Source organism: Campylobacter sp. DY7, assembly GCF_057802535.1.
Map to the genome: position 1 here is coordinate 125644 of NZ_JBYJAU010000003.1, position 20288 is coordinate 145931.

Here is a 20288-nt window from a genome sequence, read left to right on the forward strand (position 1 = left end):
TAGTTTTGAGATTAATTTCGTGGAATGTTAATGGTTTAAGAGCAATTTATGATAAAGATGGTTTTTCGTTTTTAGAAAAATACCCAACTGATTTTTTAGGTATTCAAGAAATAAAAGCAAGTCCTGATAAATTTCCAAAAGATTTAGATAAATTAGGTTTTAAAGATATTAAATCAAACTCAGCTAAAAGAGCTGGATATTCTGGTGTTATGAGTTTTTTAAACTTTGATTGTGAAACTAATCTAGCTCAGTTTTTCCCTGATGATGAAGGAAGAGTTTTAGAGCATAGGTTTAAAGATATTGTATTATTTAATATCTATTTTCCTAACGGACAAAGCGGTGATGAAAGACTTGAATACAAGATGAAATTTTATGATGATTTTTTAGAATATTTAAAAAAAATATTATTAGATGGCAAAAAAATCATAATCTGTGGAGATGTAAATACAGCACATCGCCCAATAGATTTAACTCATCCAAAAGTAAATGAAAAAACAAGTGGATTTTTACCAATTGAGCGTGAGTGGATTGATAGATTGCTTGATGCTGGATTTGTTGATACTTTTAGACATATAAATGGAGATATTCCTGAAAAGTATTCGTGGTGGAGTTACAGAGCAGCTGCTAGAAGTAGGAATGTTGGTTGGAGAATTGATTATTTTTTCATATCAAATAATTTAGTTCCTTATTTAAAAGATGCCTTTATTTTAAGCGATGTGATGGGATCTGATCATTGCCCTGTTGGAATTGATATTGAAATATAAAATTAATGAATTTTTAAAGAGCAATAATGTTTGCATAATATCAACAAATGAGCCTTATAGTGCTAGTGTTTTTTATGTTTATGATGAAAGCAACGAAGCTTTGCTTTTCATCTCATCGCCTAAATCAAGGCATATAAAATTAAACGAGATTAGCTCGGCTGCAATTTATTCAACTAATCCTATAAAAGGCGTTTCTATTCAAGGAGTTTTGTTAAAAGCAAATGAAACTCAAAAATCGCTTTATCTAAGTGCATATAAACAAGCAAGATTTGCATTAAAACATGAAATCTATGCTTTAAAATTAAAATATCTAAAATATACCGATAATACACTTATGCTACCTAAAAAAACGGAGCTTTATTATGAATGAGTTTTTGCTAGATATTGCTGCTACATTGTTTTTTAGCTTTTTGCTTATATTTTTTATTTTAAAAAGGATTAAAAAATGAACGCTTTAATAATCTGCGATAGTTTTAAAGGCTCTCTTAGCTCAAACGAAGCTAACGAAGCTATATCTAATGCTTGTAAAAAGCTAAACATTGCTTATAAATCTTATGTTATTTCTGATGGTGGAGAAGGCTTTTTAGAAAGTATTAATTCTAATTTAAATGCTGATAAAATTTATTTAAAGCTAAAAAACGCCTATGGCAAAAGAGATTATAATGGTTACTATCTTTTAAAGGATACAAGAGCATTTTTTGAAATGGCTGAGTTTGCAGGACTTGCACAACTTAGCGAAGATGAGAAAAATCCTTGCAAAACTAGCACGAAATCACTTGGCATTGCTATAAAAGATGCGATTAAAAAAGGCGCGAAGGAATTTATAATAGGAATTGGTGGCTCAGCAACCACTGATGCTGGAATAGGAATGCTAAGTGCTTTAGGATATAAGTTTTTAGATGAGTTTAATAATGAGCTTTTACCTATCGGAGAAAATCTAATAAAAATAAAAAACATAAATGATAAAAATGTCTTAAAAGAATTAAAAAATTGTAGCTTTAAAATAGCTTGTGATGTGGTAAATCCGCTTTATGGAAGCAATGGTGCAGCATTTGTCTATGCAAGACAAAAAGGCGCAAATGATGAAGAAATAAAATTACTAGATTTAGGCTTAAGAAATTTTGCCCTTATTTGTGAAAAATATTTTAAAAATGATTTTGCTTTTTTAGAAGGAATGGGTGCTGCTGGAGGGCTTGGCTTTGGCTTTAAAGCCTTTTTGAATGCGGAATTTGAAAGCGGATTTTCGTATATTAAAAATCTTTTAAATTTAGAAGAAAATGTCAAAAACTCAAGCCTTGTAATAACAGGCGAAGGAGCATTTGATGAGCAGAGCATGATGGGAAAGGTAATTGGCTCTATAAATAATTTATGCGAAATTTATAAAAAAGATTTAATAATTTTTTGTGGAATTAATAAGAGCGATTTTAAAAATTGTTTTTCCTTAACAAATGAATATCCAAATAAAACAAAAAATGAATTAATGGACAATGATATAGCATATAAATGCTTAAATGAGCTTTCGTTAAGAGTTTTGCAAACTTTTCTTGATAAAAAATAATTTTTATAACAAGGAGAGTAAATGTTGAAAAGAATTATAACTCATGAGCTTTTTGCTCCGTGTTTGCTAATTTTTATGGCAATATTAGCACTTGTGCTTAAAAACTCTAGCTTGAATGGATTTTACGAACTTATTACAAATTATAAAGCTGGGGTAATTTTTGGTGATTTAAATCTCATAAAACCACTTACTTTATGGGTAAATGATGGGCTTATGGCTATATTTTTCTTCTGGGTAGGACTTGAGGTTAAAAAAGAGATTTTAATAGGTGAATTAAGCAATTTTAAAGCAGCGAGCTTACCTTTAATAGCGGCTTTAGGCGGAGTGATTGTACCTGCTTTAATTTATAGCTTTATAAATATTAACGATAGCTTTGCACTGCAAGGATTTGCAATACCAACTGCAACGGATATTGCCTTTGCTTTAGGAGTGTTACTGCTTTTAGGAAATCGTATTCCAAAATCTTTAACCTTGTTTTTACTAAGCCTTGCGATATTTGATGATATTGCTGCAATTATCATAATCGCCTTATTTTATACGAATGATTTGAGTATTTTAAGCCTTAGCTTAGCAACTTGTGGTTTAGCGGTTTTATTAGTGCTAAATTACTTACATATTTGCATAAAAAGTCTTTATGTAATTGTTGGTATTTTTATTTGGGTTTGTGTTCTAAAAAGTGGCGTTCATGCAACACTAGCTGGAATGGCGTGTGCATTTTTTATCCCACTAAAAACTAAAGATAATAAAGAATTTTTAGAACATATTATGCACGATTTAACCCCTTATGTAAATTATCTTATCTTGCCATTATTTGCATTATTTAATGCGGGAGTTTTAGTAAGTGGATTGAGCTTAAATGATTTTAATGCTGTATTTTTTGGAGTATTTTTAGGACTTTTTGTAGGTAAGCAATTAGGAGTTTTTAGCTTTGTATTAATTGCTTCTAAATTTGGCTTTAAATTACCATCAAATAAATTGCAATTATATGGCGTTTGCATACTTACAGGCATTGGCTTTACTATGAGCTTTTTTATAAATACACTTGTATTTGAAAACACACCTGAATTATTTAATAGTGCAAAACTAGCCATATTAAGCGCTTCTTTTGTCTCAGCCGTGCTTGGCTATATCTGGCTAAGATTTATTAGCAAATAAACCTAATTCCTAATTCAAATTCTTGAATTAGGAACTTAATTTTATATTACTTATAATTTATTTTAATCATTGCTAAAGCAAATTTCTATTTCAAATTCCACGATTTTTTAAAGAATTTAAAATAGGAATTTGAAGTTTTATTTATCTTGTAATTTATGAATATATTCTTTTGCTTTTTGTAAAATTTCACTATCGCTTGTTTCATCAAAGTATTTAAAGCTAGCTCCGTGCTGATAATCTCCATCAATCAAATCACCACTTTTACGATTTGCCAAATCAATTTCAGCTATTTTAAATCCATCAAGAGTTTTGCTAAACTCTATTAGCCTATCACTAAAATCATTCTTGCTAAGCAAATAACAATAACTCTTAACCCCATTTCTTCCAACCCTTCCACGAAGCTGATGAAGAGTTGATAAACCATATCGCTCAGGTGCAACAATTACGATAATACTAAGGCGAGGCAAAGAAATTCCAACTTCAATAATCGTAGTGCTTAGCAATACATCGCCCTTTAAAGCAAATTCGCTTAATACATTATCCTTTTCTTTATCCTTGCCATGCGTATAATAAACATTTTTAAAATGCTTTTCATAGTAAGGTATAACGCTTTCAAGTGGCTTATAAGTGTTGGTTTTACCCTCTTCTATTAAAGGATATACGATTATTGCTTGATGGTTTTTTTCGTTTTCAATTCTTATATGATTAAATAACTCCTTGCTTTGCTCTATCGTAATTAGCTTTGTTTCAATTTCTTTTTTAAAAGGTAGCTCTTTTATGAATGAATAACTATAAATATCACTATTAATTAACGCCGTAGTTCGTGGAATCGGCGTAGCACTAAACTCTATATAATGTGGATTTATATCATTTGTAGTTGCAAGTTCTTTTAATCTCATTCTTTGTTTTGCGCCAAATCTTTGTTGCTCATCAATCATAACCAAACTTGCATCGCCAATATCAGCCCAAAGCAAAGCATGAGTTCCTATTACAAAATTTGCATCTTGTAATTCATCTTGCATAAATTTTGTTTTAGTCCCACTAAAGTGCAAGATTTTTACAAATCCTGGCATAAGTCTTTTGGCTTCTTCATAAAGTTGTTGGGCTAAAACACTCGTTGGAGCCATTAAAATAGCTTTATTTGGATAAGTCATTAAAGCTGCTGCAAAAATCACTAAGCTTTTTCCACAGCCAACATCTCCCATTATAATTCTAATTTTATGCTTTGCGTTTTCTAAATCACTTTTAATATCTAATATAGCTTTTAATTGATCGTTTGTAGGGCTAAATGGCAAGCTTTTTAGCCATTTATTTATATCATGAGTTTTAAGTTTTTTATATAAAGTATCATTTTTATAAGTTTCATTTAGTCTTCTAATATGATGAAAAATCTCAACGAATTTTAAGCATTCATTTAATTCATCGCTATTTAGCAAAAGCATTGCATCTGCTGAGTTTTCGCTCATTGTTAAAAGCAATTTTATATGCTCATCTAATAAATCATAAGCTTTTAGGCTCTCGTAATTTAAATATTTCTTTTTAATTTCGCTAATACTCTTATCACTTACGCCTTTTATCATATAATTTGCAGTGATTTCTCCACTATTTTTGATTATTTTTGGATTAACAAATTGCAAAAGCCCAGCAAAATCATTTAATCTTCCATAAATAAGTAGCTCTTTATTAATAGCAAATAAGGCATTATGAAAAGGTCTTGCATTAAATATGGTAACAGTGCATTCGCATTCCCAATTATATGAATACGCAATACATGTAAGCCTTTTGCCGGCTAATTGTTTTTTAGATTTTATAACTACTTTTGTGCAATTTAATTCATTTAAAATAGGTGCATCATTTAGCCTTAAATCATCAAATTTTTTAGGCATTAAAAGCGCTAAATCTATTAAATCCTTACAAGCTAATTTTTCTAAATCTTTATTCATTGCCACTAATTACATAAAAACTTAAATTATTTATTAAAGTTTGTGATTTTAATAATTCATTACATTCACATAATTTTAAATCTTTTATAATTTGAGTAATTTGTTTTAACTCGCCTTGCGCTAAATCATTAAAACACTCACTACAAGCTATTAAATGTCTATTTTGAGTGGTTGCGTATTTTAAAATCTCACTACCTACTAAAAATTCTTTAGCCTTTTTAAACTCATCTTCGCTAATTCCATCACTAATTAATCTAGCAAACTCAGCTTTTACTATCTTAATCGCTTCATCTTTGCTTTTGTTTTTAGTTTGTAAATAGCCTTGAATTAAAAAGTTTTTCTTAAATGCAGTAAAAAAGGCAAAAGCCGAATACGCTAAGCCCCTTTTAACCCTTATTTCTTCGGTAATTCTTGAGCCAAAGCCACCGCCTAAAACATAGCTAGTAAGCCCAATTATAGCTCTTTGCTTAAGCGAATTAATCTCAACACTTGAGATAAATCTAACAAATGCTTGAGAAATGTTTTTGCTCTCTTCTTTATAAAAGCTCTCATTTGTTTTTAAGCTTTCATAAGTTGAGTTACCTACATTTAAAAGCTCTTTAATTTCTTTTAATTCTGCTTCATCTAAATTTGCACTTATTACGATTTTGTTAGTTTGATTTTGAAAATTTTTTATGTATTCTTTAAAATCCTTTTCATTTAGATTTTCGTAATCTCCAAATTTATCATTTTTAAAATCTGCTTGAAAATAATTTTCGTATAATCTCATCTTTGCTAGATTATCGTATTCTTGAAGATGAATTAAAAAATAATTTTTTATCTTATATTTAATCAAATCATAATTTTTAAAATCATCATAATTTAACATAGTTTTAAAAGCTTTTAAGCAAGTTTTTAGCTCTTTTTTAAGGCATACTAAATCAAATGTAAAATCAAAAAAATTAGCACTAGCAGTAATTTCTATAGCCTTTTGCTCAAGTTTTATATAAAACTCATCATCTAAACTCTCGTTATAAAAAAACTCAGCAGCCATTGCGTTTGCATTGTTTTTAATTCTTCCGTAATTTGGATAGTTTATGCTTAAATAAACTAAATCATCATTAGTTTTTAAATGTATAAAATTATTCATTGTAATATTCCAAAATATTATATGCTGTGTCTCTTTTCGCTGGAATTTCATCTATATCACGGATTAATTCTATCATTTGCTCTTCATTCATTCTATATTTTGCACCTGCAGCTGCAACAACATTTTCTTCCATCATAGTTGAGCCTAAATCATTTGCTCCAAATTTTAATGCAAGTTGTCCTATCATTGAGCCTTGAGTAACCCAAGAGCTTTGAATATTTGCAAAATTATCAAGATAAATTCTTGATATTGCTAATAATCTTAAATAGCGATTTGAACTTGCATGCATTAGGTTTGGATTTTCAGCCTTTAATCTCGTATTTTTTCCTTGAAAGCTCCATAAAATAAAGGCTCTAAAACCACCAGTAATATCTTGAAGATTTCTTAAATAATCTAAATGTTCAATTATTTCTTCATCACTTTCAATATGTCCAAACATCATCGTAGCACTACTAAGTAAGCCTAATTCGTGAGCTTCTTTGTGAATTCTAAGCCAAGTAGCAGTATCGCACTTACTAGGTGCAACGATATCTCTTACTCTATCGCTTAAAATCTCAGCTCCAGCTCCAGGAATTGAAAACAACCCTGCATCGCTCATTCTAGATAAAACTTCTTTTGTGCTAATTTTGCTAATTTTTGCAATATATTCAATCTCAACTGCACTAAAACCATGAATTGTAATGCTAGGATAATTTGTGCTTATATATTTTAACAATTCTTCATACCAAGTAATATCAAGCTTTGGATGAACCCCACCTTGAAATAATATCTGAGTGCCACCTATTGCAAGTAATTCTTCAATTTTTGTGCCTATTTCTTCATAACTTAAAATATAACTATCACTATCCTTTGCATGACGATAAAAAGCACAAAATTTACAATCAACTAAACAAATATTTGTGTAATTAATATTCCTATCAACTACAAAGGTTGTAAGTTTATTTGGATGAAGTTTTCTTTTTACACCAAAAGCAATTTGTCCTAAAGTAGCTAAATCACAATTTTGCAATAAATTAAGCGCTTCGGCTTTGCTAATTCTAGGCACTACGCCCTTTGGAGCATAAGGATTTTCCCAATCCTTATGGATTTCATAAGCTGTTGTTTTATAGTTTGTATTTATTTTTTTACTTAGTAATGCTGCGTTCATATTATCCTTACTTTATATAATTTATTAATGAGCCAAGACGCTCAATTTTACATTCAATTTTATCCCCACTCTTTAAAAACTTAGGAGGATTAAAGCCCATTCCTACTCCACTAGGCGTTCCTGTGCTAATAATACTTCCTGCTTTTAGCTTTGTATAATTTGATAATTCTTTTAAAATATAAGGAATATCAAAAATTAAAAGATTTGTATTAGAACTTTGTCTTAATTCATCATTTACAAAGCATTCTATTTTTAAATTACTAGCTTCTTTTATACTTAAATCGGTATTTATAAAGCTACCAAATGGACAAGAATTAGCTAAGCTTTTTCCCATATACCATTGCTTGTGTTTGTTTTGAATTGCTCTTTCACTAACATCGTTTAAAATAGTATAACCTAGAATATAATCATCAAAATTAGAATTATCATCTAATTTATAAGCATCTTTTTTAAGTATAAATGCAAGTTCGCATTCATAATCTAATTTTTCGCCTTTTATATCAAGTATGTCAAATGGATTTGAAAACTCATTTACTCTTTTTGCAAAATACACTGCTTCTTCTCTTTTGCCATCAAACTCAACACCTTTAAAAGCGTAGCTTTCTTTTGCGTGTTCAAGATAATTAATTCCTAAGCAAATAATATCTTGATAAGGAGCTTTAATAGGTGCAAGTAATTTAACTTCACTTAACATAAAAGCATCTTCAATTAAGTCTAATTTATCAAAATAAGAAGTATAATTTTTAAAATATCCAACCTTACCATTATCTCCTAAATGCCCATGATAAACAACATTATCTTTAATAAATCTAATTAATTTCATTTTAACCCCTTTTTACTAGATTTTCTAAAATATATTGCTCTAATTTTGTTTTTGGAATGTTTTGTTCTTTTGCTTTTGTATAAATTTCTACTAAAACTAAATTATATTTATCATATTCAAAATGCGGCAAGTGAAGTTGCCAAGCTGCTTTTATTTGTTTTAGGCTTGCTATTTTTCTAGTATAAATTTTAAAAATATCAAAGCATATAAAAATAGCAGAAGTTACAAAAACAGCACTTAAAATACTAAAGTGAAAATCAATTTTTTCAAATAAAAAATGAGTTGCTAATGTAAGCGGAGCAAGAACAATAAAACAAAAAATAAAATATATAAAATAAGTATTAAAATAATTAAACTTAAAATGAAGCTTAGCAGGGTCAATTAGCATTCCTTCATTATAAAGCAAATTAGCTTCTACTAAATCTAAAAACTTAACGGGTTCATTTGAAAATTTAAAAAGCTTATTTATTAATAATTCTTTCATTTTAATCCTTAAAAATTTCATTATATTTTGCAGCTGAGAGTTCAAAAAATTCTTTAGCTTTTTCTTCGCCTAAAGATTTTTTAACACATTCTTCAAATTCTGGTAAAAGATTTAATAATTTATCTTTTAATTCATCACTAGCTAAAGTTTTAATATTATTTAAGACTGAAATTAAAGCTAAAGCTTTTTGCTTATCATTTTCAGGCATTAAATTTGCATATTTATTAAAGATTTCTTCTAAACTTTCGCAAAGCAAGGCACATTTTTCATTTTCGTTATTAATTAAACTAAGCACTTCTTCTTTTGTAAAATTAGGAGTTTTTACAACTTCCTTTCTTACAAAATCTCCATGTTTATCAAGCTCGGCTAAAACTTTTTTTAAAATTGCTGCAAAAATAGCAATTACTATAATAGTGCCTATTATATAAAGTCCATATTCATCCATTTTTCAACCCTTTTTTAAAAACATTATCATAAATGCTTAAAGCAACTGCAATAAAAATTATAATAAATGATATTAATTTATCTTGATTTATTGGCTCATTGTATAAAAAAATAGCAACTAAAAAAGAAATTATCGGGCAAATATATTGCATATATGAAAGCAAGGTTAGGCTTAATTTTTGCGTTGCATAATTAAATCCTAACATAGGCAGTAAAGTTACAAGCCCACTAAGAGCTAATAATAATCCTAAATAATCAATATCAAAATGAGCTAAAGTTCTTGGAATATAAAATAAATATATTAAAGCAAAAGGAGTTATTAATAAAGTTTCAAGAAAAAAGCCATAAATACTACTAACATATACTTTTTTACGAATTATGGTATAAAAATTAACAAGCAAAGCTAAAGTGATTGAGAGTATTGGCAAACTTCCTAAAGTAAATACTTCATGTAAACATGAATACAAAACCAAAGCAATGCTAATTATTCCTAATTTACTCATTTTTTCTTTTAAAAATACTCTAGCAAATAATATCCCAAACAAAGGGCTAATAAAATAACCCAAAGAAGTTTCCAAAATCAAATTCTTTTGAATCATATAAATATAAAGACCCCAATCTCCACTAATTAAAGCCCCACAAAGAAATAAATTAATAGCCATTTTTAAAGATTTTAATTCACTTAAAGCTTTTTTAAATTGCCCTATAATTATTAAAAATATAGCTAGAAAAATAACAGACCAAATAATTCTATGCGACATTACAACAAAGGCATCAAGAGTATCAAGTTGTTTATAAAAAATAGGAACTAATCCCCAAAAAGTAAAAACAATAAAAGCTACAAAAAATCCATAATTCATTAAAATTGTTCCTTAAAATGTAAAACTTATCTCATATAATCATAGTTTATCAAAATAAAAAAGGAGAAACAATGACTTGGTCGCTAGATTCATACAAAAATTATAAAGCACTTCAGCAACCTGTTTATGAAAATAAAGAAGAATTAGAAAATGTGGTAAATGAATTAAAATCATATCCACCTTTAATTTTTGCAATGGAAGCAAATGAGCTAAAAAACGAATTAGCAGCAGTTTGCAGGGGGGAAGCATTTTTACTTCAAGGTGGAGATTGTGCTGAGAGTTTTAGCGATTTTAGTGCAAATAATATTAGAGATTTGTTTAAACTTTTTTTACAAATGGCTTTGGTTTTACAATTTGGTGGGTCAAAAAAGGTAGTAAAAATCGCTCGTATGGCAGGACAATTTGCAAAGCCTAGAAGCTCTGATTTTGAGAATAAAGACGGAATAAGTTTGCCTAGCTATCGTGGAGATATTATAAACGATTGTGCATTTTGTGAAAGTGCAAGAAAACCAAAAGCAAAAAAAATGCTAAAAGCATATATGCAAAGTTCTGCAACACTTAACCTACTTCGTGCATTTAGCGTAGGTGGACTTGCTGATTTAGCTCAAGTTCATAAGTGGAATTTAGGCTTCGTAAGACGTGCTGATATTGATGATAAATACGCTGAACTTACACAAAGACTAACTCAAGCGCTTGATTTTTTTAAAGCTTGTGGAATTACTAGCTTAAATGATTCAAGATTACATGAAACAAAGATTTATACAAGCCATGAAGCATTGCTTTTACCTTATGAAGAAGCACTTACTAGAATTGATAGCTTAAGTGGTGCTTATTATGATTGTTCGGCTCATATGCTCTGGATTGGCGAAAGAACTCGTGGGCTTGATGACGCTCATGTTCATTTTTTAAGTGGAGTAAAAAATCCAATAGGCGTAAAAATAGGACCAAATGCAAGCGCTAGCGATATACTTACACTTGCTGATAAGCTAAATCCGCAAGATGAAGCAGGAAGACTTAATATAATTATTAGAATGGGTGCAAGTAAGATTAAAAATCTTGAAAATATCTTTAAAGAACTTAGTAAAGAGCAAAGAAATATAGTTTATAGCATAGACCCAATGCACGGAAATACTCAAAGTATAAATGGCTATAAGACTAGAAAATTTGATGATATTTTAGATGAAGTAAAGGCATTTTGGCATATTGCAAGAGCAAATAATATAAATCCAGGTGGCGTTCATTTTGAAATGACAGGACAAAATGTTACCGAATGCTTAGGTGGTAGTGTTGGAGTTAGCGAAAGTGATTTAGCAAGACGCTATGAAACTCAGTGCGATCCTAGATTAAATGCTGATCAAGCGCTTGAACTTGCATTTTTAATAGCTGAATTAATGAAGCAAAAATGAAAAACATTGTTCTAATAGGTTTTATGGGCTGTGGTAAAAGCACAACAGCAAGGAGATTAAGTAAAATTATTAAAAAAGAAGTAGTTGATACTGATTATGTAATAAAACAAAGAACAGGGCTTGAGATTAAAGAAATCTTTGCTAAATATGGCGAAGAATATTTTAGGAATTTAGAACAGGAATTAAGAGATGAATTAGCCACTAAAAGTGATTTAATCATCTCTTGCGGTGGGGGTTTTGCTAATTTACAAGATTTAAGAAAAATGGGTTTTGTAGTGTTTTTAGACCTTAGTTTTTATAAAATCGCAAATAGACTAAAAAACGATACAAAACGCCCATTATTTGATGAAAAGGCAAAGCTACTTTACGATAAAAGAATGCCGCTTTATAACAACGCTTGTGATATAAAAGTAAATATTTTAAATCTAAAAGCAAGAGAACTTGCTAAGATTTTAGAAATTTTTTTAGGCACAAATATCACAAACGATGTTAGAAAGGCTTTTATAAAGCCAAATGCAAATCGTAAAGCAAAGCCTATTAAAAAAGATAAATTTAAACTAAATCCTAAAATTAAAATGAATTACCAACTATAACTAAAAGCTAGTCTTAAATCAAAATAATTAGGAATTTGGCTAGATACTTTACATACGTCTTTATCGCACTTGCTTGATTTTAAGCCACTTGCAAGTGCTAAATCAAATACATTAAATAAATTAAATCCAGTGGTTAAAATTAAGCCTTCATCTTTTTTAAGATCATAAGCAAATCCGCCCCTTAAATTAAAACTATCATTAAAATTATATTTGATACCGCCACCTAAAAGTTGAGATTTTGGCTTTCTAATTGATAAAGTATTATTAGAAGTTAAATCACTATCAAAAGCAAAAGTATATTTATCATACATATAAGCAAAGCCTAATCTTATCTGATGATTTAATCTTATATATTCATTATTATGAAATTTTATCTTAGGTGTATTTATATTTTTAATCACTAAACCTGTGCTAAAATCTTCATAACTATATAAAAGACCAAAATCAAGCCCTATTGTATTTGTAGTCCTTGCGTTATTTAAATCTTTTCTTATATTTAAATCACTTGAGTTTATTCCATTAATATCAAGTTCTATGCCTTTATTTATAGAATAAGCTTTAATATTCATATATTTAAAACTAGCCCCAACGCTTAATTCTCCAAAAGGCAATGCAAAACTATTAGCATAAGCAATAGGCACTTCTGTTATCATTAAAGTTGTTGCCTTTAAAGGATTTTTCACCCCTTTTTGTAAGGCTGAATTATTTAAATATTCACTCTCACTAACGCTACTAGCATATAATTTATCGCCTATTTTAAATAGTTTTAAATAAACAAATTCATCTTTATCTTTTACTTTAATAATCAAACTACTCTTATTAGAATTAAGACCTGCATAAGTATTAATATGAATGCCATTAAACACGCCTAAAGATAAAGCACTATTAGAGCTTAAACTTTGATTATAAGTAATTGCACTCATAATATTTGCATTTATTTCATTATCATAAACAGCATTATAGATTAAATCTAAATCATTTGTTGTATTGTTATCTAAAAATGTTTTTAAATCTATATTTCCTATACTTAATAATAATTCATCTAAACTAGCATTACCATCTTTTGAAACTTTAATAACTTCTAAAACATTAGAAGTATCATAATCATTTATAATATTTTCTAATAAAGTTTTATCAACACCTAAATTATTTAATTCATCGCTAGTATTATTTGTAGAAATTAATAATTCTTGTCTTATTAAATCATTTAGACCTTTATCTTGCAATAATTTATCTTGAATGCTTATTATCGTATCATCAAAAGAATTTGAATTATGATTTTTCTCATCATTAAAAGCGTTTGCTAAAAGGTTTAAATCTTCGTTATTATTATTTAAATTTCTTGCTATAAAATCATCAATAACGCAATCAATATTGCCAAATTTATCATTGCTAGCTCTAGTAGTAGAGATTGTAAAAATATTCTTAATTTTACTAACGCTATTTTCTATATTTTTATTTGTATCTTTGCTTATGTTTGATAATTCTAACAAATTCTTTTGATAAAAATTAGCACCAAAAGTAAAATTTATACTATTTTTCGTATAAATAATACTAGATGGATTATAATATAAAGCATAATCATTGTTCTTTAATGCAACCCCTGCATAACCCATACTAATAGAATCATTACCAACGCCTATAAATTCCAAAGCCAAAGCATTAGCACAAATTAAACTAAATAAAGTGATTTTTTTCATAATAATCCTTGTTTTTTATATATTATACATAAAAAAACAAATCATATTTATAATTTTTTAGGGGCATTAAGCCCCTTATATTAGCCGTTAAACTTAGTGTTATAGTCAAGATAAACAACATGAGTTGCAAGGTATTCATAAAGTCCGTGCTTACCATCAGCACCACCTATGCCACTCTTTCTAAATCCTGCGTGAAATCCTTGCATAGCTTCAAAGTTTTCACGATTGATATAAGTTTCACCAAACTTAATCTCACGGCAAGCTCTCATCGCTGTGTTTAGATTTTCTGTATAAATACTACTTGTAAGGCCATATTCACAATCATTTGCCATATCAATCGCTTCATCTAAAGTATCAAAACTTGTTACTGGTAAAATCGGAGCAAAGATTTCTTTTTGCATAATATCGCTTTTGTGGTCTGCATTACTTAAAAGTGTTGCAGGATAGAAGTATCCACTTGTATCTGTAATCTTGCCACCAACTTCTAATTTTGCACCTTGCTCTAGTGCGCGTTTAAGCATTGCATCAGCATTTTTAACCCCTGCTTCATTAATAAGTGGTCCCATATCAAAATTACCTTTTGCAGTATTTCCAAATGTAATTTTGCTAAATTCTTCTGCCATTTTGTTAATAAACTCATCATATCTTGATTTATGTACATATACGCGTTCTGCACAATTGCAAACTTGTCCGTTATTGCAAATTCTACTTGCTTTAATTGCAGGAATTACTAAGTCCATATTTGCATCTTTGCAAACGATTGCAGGTGCTTTTCCACCAAGCTCAAGATTTACTTTTATAACATTTTTTGCAGCTGCTTGCATAACCCTAACTCCAGCTTCAACGCTACCTGTTACGCTTACCATTCCTATAAGTGGGTTTGAGCTTAGCTCATCGCCTACTTCACTACCTTTTCCACTAACAAGTGAGAAAACGCCTTTTGGAACTCCAGCCTCATGAGCAAGTTTTGCAAACTCAAATGCGTTATTTGGAGTTTCGCTACTTGGCTTAATTACTATTGTATTTCCTGTAACAAACGCAGGTGCAAGTTTTCTAACTATTAAGAAAAACGGGAAGTTCCAAGGTAAAATCCCTGTTGTAACACCAATTGCAGTTCTAAATAAAAATATATTTTCGTTCGCTCTATCGCTTTGAATGATTTCGCCTTCATAAGTTCTAGCAAATCCTGCCATATAGTCTAAATAATCAGCCGCAAAATCAATCTCAACCTCAGCTAAACCTCTAACCTTGCCTTGCTCTTCTTGTAAAATATCAGCTAGTTTTACTCTATCACGGCGAATTAATTGAGCTATTTTTTTAAGATATCCTGCACGCTCAATAGCTGGAAGTGCCTCCCACTCTTTACCTGCTCTTTTTGCTGCTTCAAGCGCTCTTTTAGCATCTTCTCTTGTGCCTAGTGGATATTCACTAACTTGCTCTTTTGTAGCAGGATTATATACAGCTGCCATTTCTCTTTTTTCGCGTACGAACTCACCATCAATATACATTTGATAACTTTTCATAATGTCTCCTTTAAAAAATCATTTTGAAATATCTTATCAAGGTTTATTAATAATTTTTGTATATTCAAAAAATTTTATAGATTTTTTACGAGAATGTGAAAAATTGTAACAAATGTAAAAGAATTTGAAATAGGAATTTCAAAATGAAATTCCTAAACTCTTAAGCTTTTTGATTGAAATCTTTGTATAATTTAATTAAATTTGTAGTTGAACTATCGTGTTCGTGACTTATATCACTTCTTAATTCTTCTAAAATTGTCTTAGCTAAAGTCTTGCCTAATTCAACGCCAAATTGATCAAAGCTATTTATCCCCCAAATCACACCTTGAACGAAGATTTTATGCTCATAAAGTGCAATTAAACTTCCTAAATTTCTAGGGCTAATTCTTTCTAATAAAATCGTATTGCTAGGGCGATTTCCCGAAAACTCTTTATGAGGAATAAGCTTTTCTATCTCGCTATCGCTTAGATTGCTTTGCTTTAATTCAGCTCTTACTTCTTCTTTAGTTTTACCTTTCATAAATGCTTCAGCTTGAGCGAATACATTGCTAATTAATATTTCATGATGTTCTGGCATATCATGTGGCTTTTCTAAACTTACAATTAAATCAATAGGACTTATGTGAGTTCCTTGATGAAGTAGTTGAAAGAATGCGTGCTGAGCGTTTATTCCTGTTTCGCCCCAAATAATAGGAGATGTTTCATAATTAATTAATTCTCCATTTTTACTAACTTGCTTTCCGTTACTTTCCATATCAAGTTGTTGAATAAATCTTGGAAAATGCTTTAAATACTCATCATAAGGAGCGATTATATGTGAGCCACCACCATAAAAATTAATATACCAAATACCTATTAAAGCCAAAATCACAGGCAAGTTTTTAGAATACTCAGCCGAGCTAAAGTGTGAATCCATTAAATATGCACCTTCTAGCATTTGCCAAAAATGTTCTTTTCCTAAATAAATCATAATAGGAAGACCAATTGCTGACCATAAACTATAACGCCCGCCTACCCAGTTCCAAAACTCAAACATATTATTACTATCTATGCCGAATTCTTCAACTGCCTTTTTATTAGTTGAAACTGCTACGAAATGCTTAGCTACAAAGCGTTTATTAACCGCATGATTTAAAAACCACTCTCTTGCTGTTAAAGCATTTGTTAAAGTTTCTTGAGTTACGAATGTTTTTGACGCTATTATAAAAAGCGTTGTTTCAGGATGAACGCTATCTAATACATTTTGTAATTTTGAGCCATCTACGTTTGAAACGAAATGCATTTTTAGTCTTGGATGTGCGTATTTTTTCAAAGCATCACAAGCCATTAATGGTCCTAAATCAGAACCACCAATTCCAATATTTACAATATCGGTTATTACTTGATTTGTATAGCCTAACCATTCACCTGTTCTTACTGCGTGCGAAAATTTTTCCATTTTATTTAGCACTGCATTTACATCATCCATTATGTTTTCATTATCTACATAAATAGGAGTGTTTATGCGATTTCTAAGAGCAATATGTAAAGCTGCTCTATTTTCTGTGGTGTTAATCTTTTTACCACTAAACATATCTTTGATGTTTTGCTCTAAATTAGCTTCTTTTGCTAAGTCAATTAAAGTATTTAAAATCTCATCATCTATTCTATTTTTAGAATAATCAACCTTAATTCCACCAACTTCTAAAAAGTATTTATTAGCCCTATTGCTATCTTTTGCAAATAGTTCTTTCATGTGAGTATCTTTTGAATTATTATATAAACTCCATAATTTCTCAAAACTTTTTAATTTACTTAACATTTTTATCCTTTAAATGATTTTCTAAAGCCACACTCGCTCCATTTATCCCAGGGTAATTTGATAAAACTACAAAAACAGGAATAGCTGCTAAATAGCTATCAAATCTACCTTTATTCTCAAATCTTGCTCTAAATGATGAATGCTTAAAATATTCTAAAATCTTTGGAATTATTCCACCACAAATATAAACACCACCCCTAGCACCTAAGGTTAATGCTAGATTTGATGCAATTGTTCCTAACATTGCACAAAATATATCAAGACTTAATCTACATAAAGCTGATTTTTCACTTAATGCAAGTTCGCTAATCTTACTTGCACTTAGAGTTTCGTTTATGCCTTCTTTATGTGCTAGAGCTTCATAAATTAATTCAAGTCCCATTCCGCTAAGTAGTCTTTCAGCTGAAACATGACCGAATTTATTTTTTGCATAATGCCAAATCATTGATTCTATCTCATCAAAAGGTGCAAAGCTAACATGCCCGCCTTCGCCTGAGAGTGCGATATAGCCATTTTTACTAGGTATTAATCCACTAACACCTAAACCCGTGCCTGGCCCTAAAACTGCTTTAGGAGAGTTCTCTTCTATAAAAGAGCCACCAACTTGCACTAATTCATCATCTTTTAACTTTGTAATAGCAAGTGCTTGAGCTGTAAAGTCGTTTAATACTAATAAAGTTTCAAGTTTAAGCGCTAATCTTGTAGTGCTAATTGAAAAAGCCCAATGATTATTTGTCATTTGAATATAATCACTAGTAACCGGATTTGCCATAGCAAATGCAGCGTGTTTAATTTCAAGATTTTTATCCTTTAAATATGCTTTTACAGCATCTACAATTGTCTCATAATCTTTGCATTGTAAAACTTCAATATTTTTTATAATTCCTAATTCAAATTCTATGGCAAATCTAGCGTTTGTTCCACCAATATCAGCTAATAATCTTGGATATTCATTTTGCGTAATAGACATCTAAATTTCCTTTTGAATTAATTACAAAACTTATAGGGTATTTTTTGTTTTGTTCTTTACAAGCATTTAAAAATACTTGATATTTTTCATCGCCACTTATGTTTAAAAATATTCTTTTTGCTTTTAAAATACTTTCTAAACTAAGGCTAATCCTATCATAATTTGAAGTTTTTACTATGTGATAAGCTGTATTTGTATCGCTTAATAATTCATCTAAATTAGCTGCTGTTGGAAATATTGAAGCAGTATGAGCGTCAGTTCCCATTCCTAAAATCAAAATATCAGGAGTTTTATAAATACTATTTGCATAGCTTTTTAAGGCATCAAAATCATTTATTAATTCATCTTTTATACAAGTAATAAAATTTGCCTTACTTGCATCATTTTGTAATAAATATTCTTTAACTAGATTTGTATTACTATCATTATGATTTGTAGGAACTATCCTTTCATCTACTAAAAATATATTTACCTTACTCCATTCTAATTTCTCACGGCTAAGCTTGGCAAATAAATCCTTTGGGCTCTTGCCACCTGATACATAAAAATTAACTTCGCCTTTATTGTTAATACACTCATTTAGCGAAAAAACTAATTCTTTATATAAAGCAACTTCGCTTATGTTTTTGTCATTAAAAGTAAATAATCTCATAATTTAAACTCACAATCTTTAAAATTTATACCATTTGTATATGCAAGATATTCTTGCATATTAAAGTCTTTATCATCAATTACGCTTTGAACCCATTTCCAAGCACTCTCAAGCTCTTCTTTTTCATTAAATGAACTTAAATCCTTATTGATTACATTTAGTATTAATCTCTCATAAGGTGGCATTTTTTCAATATCGCTAAATCCGATTTCAAATTCCTTGTAATTATCATTGATATTAAGCAATAATTTCATCTTAGGATTTGGTTGGATTTCTATATATAAATAGCCGTTATTTTTAAAATTAATCGTAAAATACACCCTATTTTCAGCCATTCTCTTACCAGTTCTAAGATAAATCGGCACACCTTTATAATTTTCTTGATTTGAGCTTGTTTTAATAGCCACGAAAGTTTCAGTTAAACTATCTTTTGCTACATTTAATTCATCTTTATAACTTAGGCTATCTTCGTTTTTAATATATTGAGCTTTTATAACATCACTTTTATTTATTTTTTCTAAAGAGTTAAAAAAGTCTAGCTTTGCCTTTCTAATATTTGTAGTTTTAACATCTATCATAAATAAAGCCAACATTTGTAGCATATGGTTTTGCAACATATCTCTTAAAGCACCACAGCTATCATAAAATTCTCCACGACTTTCAACCCCAAGTCTTTCTAATACGCTAAGCTCAATACTTTTTACATAATCTTTATTTAAAAAGGCATTAATATGTGGATTATTTTTTCTAAATTCTAATAATTCTTTAACCATATTTTTACCAAGATAATGATCAATTCTATAAATCTGCTCTTCTTTATAGTATTTTGCTACGCTTTCATTGATAGCTCTACATTCATCAAGGCTCATTCCTAAAGGCTTTTCAAGAACTATTCTAACATTTGCTTCGTTCATATTAAGCTCGCTTAGATTTTTACAACAAGTGATAAAAAACTCAGGCGAAATAGAAAAATATATAACATTATCAACGCCATTTCTTAGGCACATTTTAAGCTTTTTAAAATCATCAATACTATTAATATCAACGCTTTCATAAGTGATTTTTTCTAAAAAGCTGTTCCATTTTGTAACATCTTGTAAATGTATTTTTGATTTATCATTTAATTTTTGCTTAAATTCATCTAAGCTTAATTTACTTCTGCCTGTTGCAATGATTTTAAAATCTTCGTGAAGTAAGTCGTTTAAAAACGCATCATAAAGTGAAGGGAAAATCTTCCTTAAAGCTAAATCCCCAGTAGCTCCAAACAATAAAAAATCAAAATTAATCTTCATAAAGTTTCCTAAAAATTAAATTATTTTTGTAAATATACAAAAAA

19 protein-coding genes are annotated in these 20288 nt (G+C 29.3%); 6 read left to right on the plus strand and 13 right to left on the minus strand.

The genetic code is table 11. The features are described 5' to 3' along the window. Positions 1-5 precede the first annotated feature (5 nt). The 4 genes from AC1B00_RS03170 to nhaA all read left to right on the plus strand — a co-directional run bounded on the left by AC1B00_RS03170 (position 6) and on the right by nhaA (position 3477). Positions 6-764, plus strand: coding sequence for an exodeoxyribonuclease III (locus AC1B00_RS03170; protein ID WP_488848056.1), 759 nt, complete (start codon positions 6-8; stop codon positions 762-764). After that, on the plus strand, positions 754-1134 hold the full coding sequence (locus AC1B00_RS03175) for a hypothetical protein (RefSeq protein ID WP_488848057.1): 381 nt from the start codon (positions 754-756) through the stop codon (positions 1132-1134). Before AC1B00_RS03170 ends, AC1B00_RS03175 begins: the two co-directional genes overlap by 11 nt. Positions 1135-1209: 75 nt before the next feature. Continuing rightward, positions 1210-2322, plus strand: a complete 1113-nt coding sequence (locus AC1B00_RS03180) for a glycerate kinase (RefSeq protein ID WP_488848058.1) — start codon at positions 1210-1212, stop codon at positions 2320-2322. Positions 2323-2343: 21 nt separating this feature from the next. After that, the gene (gene nhaA, locus AC1B00_RS03185) at positions 2344-3477 is read left to right on the plus strand and encodes a Na+/H+ antiporter NhaA (RefSeq protein ID WP_488848059.1); all 1134 of its coding nucleotides are present in this window, start codon (positions 2344-2346) and stop codon (positions 3475-3477) included. Between the two features lie 137 nt (positions 3478-3614). Here the strand turns inward: nhaA and recG are convergent, their stop codons facing one another. The 7 genes from recG to rarD form a co-directional block, all read right to left on the minus strand. After that, positions 3615-5420: an ATP-dependent DNA helicase RecG gene (recG, locus tag AC1B00_RS03190; RefSeq protein WP_488848060.1), complete on the minus strand. Its 1806-nt coding sequence runs from the start codon at positions 5418-5420 to the stop codon at positions 3615-3617. Next, positions 5413-6549, minus strand: coding sequence for a M16 family metallopeptidase (locus AC1B00_RS03195; protein ID WP_488848062.1), 1137 nt, complete (start codon positions 6547-6549; stop codon positions 5413-5415). The genes recG and AC1B00_RS03195 overlap by 8 nt, the downstream gene beginning before the upstream one ends. Continuing rightward, positions 6542-7594 carry a dehypoxanthine futalosine cyclase gene (locus AC1B00_RS03200; RefSeq protein WP_488848141.1) on the minus strand — a complete coding sequence of 351 codons (1053 nt, stop codon included), beginning with the start codon at positions 7592-7594 and terminating at the stop codon, positions 6542-6544. Before AC1B00_RS03200 ends, AC1B00_RS03195 begins: the two co-directional genes overlap by 8 nt. Positions 7595-7703: 109 nt before the next feature. Then, entirely contained in the window at positions 7704-8519 is an 816-nt protein-coding gene (locus tag AC1B00_RS03205; protein ID WP_488848063.1) for a fumarylacetoacetate hydrolase family protein, read from the minus strand. 1 nt (position 8520) lies between these two features. Beyond that, positions 8521-9003, minus strand: a complete 483-nt coding sequence (locus AC1B00_RS03210) for a hypothetical protein (RefSeq protein WP_239818155.1) — start codon at positions 9001-9003, stop codon at positions 8521-8523. Between the two features lies 1 nt (position 9004). After that, positions 9005-9448 (minus strand): hypothetical protein, encoded by a 444-nt coding sequence (locus AC1B00_RS03215; RefSeq protein WP_488848064.1) that lies wholly within the window; start codon positions 9446-9448, stop codon positions 9005-9007. Beyond that, complete coding sequence (gene rarD, locus AC1B00_RS03220; RefSeq protein WP_488848065.1) at positions 9441-10307, minus strand: EamA family transporter RarD; 867 nt, start codon at positions 10305-10307, stop codon at positions 9441-9443. Before rarD ends, AC1B00_RS03215 begins: the two co-directional genes overlap by 8 nt. A gap of 71 nt (positions 10308-10378) precedes the next feature. On the opposite strand from rarD, the gene AC1B00_RS03225 reads away from it, so the two are divergent. Continuing rightward, positions 10379-11713: a class II 3-deoxy-7-phosphoheptulonate synthase gene (locus AC1B00_RS03225; RefSeq protein WP_488848066.1), complete on the plus strand. Its 1335-nt coding sequence runs from the start codon at positions 10379-10381 to the stop codon at positions 11711-11713. After that, positions 11710-12306, plus strand: coding sequence for a shikimate kinase (locus AC1B00_RS03230; RefSeq protein ID WP_488848067.1), 597 nt, complete (start codon positions 11710-11712; stop codon positions 12304-12306). Before AC1B00_RS03225 ends, AC1B00_RS03230 begins: the two co-directional genes overlap by 4 nt. Here AC1B00_RS03230 and traF read toward each other — a convergent pair. The 6 genes from traF to AC1B00_RS03260 all read right to left on the minus strand — a co-directional run bounded on the left by traF (position 12294) and on the right by AC1B00_RS03260 (position 20244). Then, entirely contained in the window at positions 12294-14006 is a 1713-nt protein-coding gene (gene traF, locus AC1B00_RS03235) for a conjugal transfer protein TraF (RefSeq protein ID WP_488848068.1), read from the minus strand. The two genes, AC1B00_RS03230 and traF, sit on opposite strands and share 13 nt — an antisense overlap. Before the next feature lie 80 nt (positions 14007-14086). Further along, on the minus strand, positions 14087-15529 hold the full coding sequence (gene aldA, locus AC1B00_RS03240; protein WP_488848069.1) for an aldehyde dehydrogenase: 1443 nt from the start codon (positions 15527-15529) through the stop codon (positions 14087-14089). 160 nt (positions 15530-15689) lie between these two features. After that, positions 15690-17330, minus strand: a complete 1641-nt coding sequence (gene pgi / locus AC1B00_RS03245) for a glucose-6-phosphate isomerase (RefSeq protein WP_488848070.1) — start codon at positions 17328-17330, stop codon at positions 15690-15692. After that, entirely contained in the window at positions 17320-18300 is a 981-nt protein-coding gene (locus AC1B00_RS03250) for a glucokinase (protein ID WP_239818147.1), read from the minus strand. Before AC1B00_RS03250 ends, pgi begins: the two co-directional genes overlap by 11 nt. After that, positions 18281-18952, minus strand: a complete 672-nt coding sequence (gene pgl / locus AC1B00_RS03255) for a 6-phosphogluconolactonase (protein ID WP_239818146.1) — start codon at positions 18950-18952, stop codon at positions 18281-18283. Before pgl ends, AC1B00_RS03250 begins: the two co-directional genes overlap by 20 nt. Further along, positions 18949-20244 (minus strand): glucose-6-phosphate dehydrogenase, encoded by a 1296-nt coding sequence (locus AC1B00_RS03260; RefSeq protein ID WP_488848072.1) that lies wholly within the window; start codon positions 20242-20244, stop codon positions 18949-18951. The genes pgl and AC1B00_RS03260 overlap by 4 nt, the downstream gene beginning before the upstream one ends. Positions 20245-20288 lie beyond the last annotated feature (44 nt).

Coding starts and splice junctions, on each gene's coding strand:
- AC1B00_RS03180 (WP_488848058.1), top strand. CDS start 1,210: ATGAACGCTTTAATAATCTGCGATAGTTTTAAAGGCTCTCTTAGCTCA.
- nhaA (WP_488848059.1), top strand. CDS start 2,344: ATGTTGAAAAGAATTATAACTCATGAGCTTTTTGCTCCGTGTTTGCTA.
- recG (WP_488848060.1), bottom strand. CDS start 5,420: ATGAATAAAGATTTAGAAAAATTAGCTTGTAAGGATTTAATAGATTTA.
- AC1B00_RS03195 (WP_488848062.1), bottom strand. CDS start 6,549: ATGAATAATTTTATACATTTAAAAACTAATGATGATTTAGTTTATTTA.
- AC1B00_RS03205 (WP_488848063.1), bottom strand. CDS start 8,519: ATGAAATTAATTAGATTTATTAAAGATAATGTTGTTTATCATGGGCAT.
- AC1B00_RS03210 (WP_239818155.1), bottom strand. CDS start 9,003: ATGAAAGAATTATTAATAAATAAGCTTTTTAAATTTTCAAATGAACCC.
- AC1B00_RS03215 (WP_488848064.1), bottom strand. CDS start 9,448: ATGGATGAATATGGACTTTATATAATAGGCACTATTATAGTAATTGCT.
- rarD (WP_488848065.1), bottom strand. CDS start 10,307: ATGAATTATGGATTTTTTGTAGCTTTTATTGTTTTTACTTTTTGGGGA.
- AC1B00_RS03225 (WP_488848066.1), top strand. CDS start 10,379: ATGACTTGGTCGCTAGATTCATACAAAAATTATAAAGCACTTCAGCAA.
- AC1B00_RS03230 (WP_488848067.1), top strand. CDS start 11,710: ATGAAAAACATTGTTCTAATAGGTTTTATGGGCTGTGGTAAAAGCACA.
- traF (WP_488848068.1), bottom strand. CDS start 14,006: ATGAAAAAAATCACTTTATTTAGTTTAATTTGTGCTAATGCTTTGGCT.
- aldA (WP_488848069.1), bottom strand. CDS start 15,529: ATGAAAAGTTATCAAATGTATATTGATGGTGAGTTCGTACGCGAAAAA.
- pgi (WP_488848070.1), bottom strand. CDS start 17,330: ATGTTAAGTAAATTAAAAAGTTTTGAGAAATTATGGAGTTTATATAAT.
- AC1B00_RS03250 (WP_239818147.1), bottom strand. CDS start 18,300: ATGTCTATTACGCAAAATGAATATCCAAGATTATTAGCTGATATTGGT.
- pgl (WP_239818146.1), bottom strand. CDS start 18,952: ATGAGATTATTTACTTTTAATGACAAAAACATAAGCGAAGTTGCTTTA.
- AC1B00_RS03260 (WP_488848072.1), bottom strand. CDS start 20,244: ATGAAGATTAATTTTGATTTTTTATTGTTTGGAGCTACTGGGGATTTA.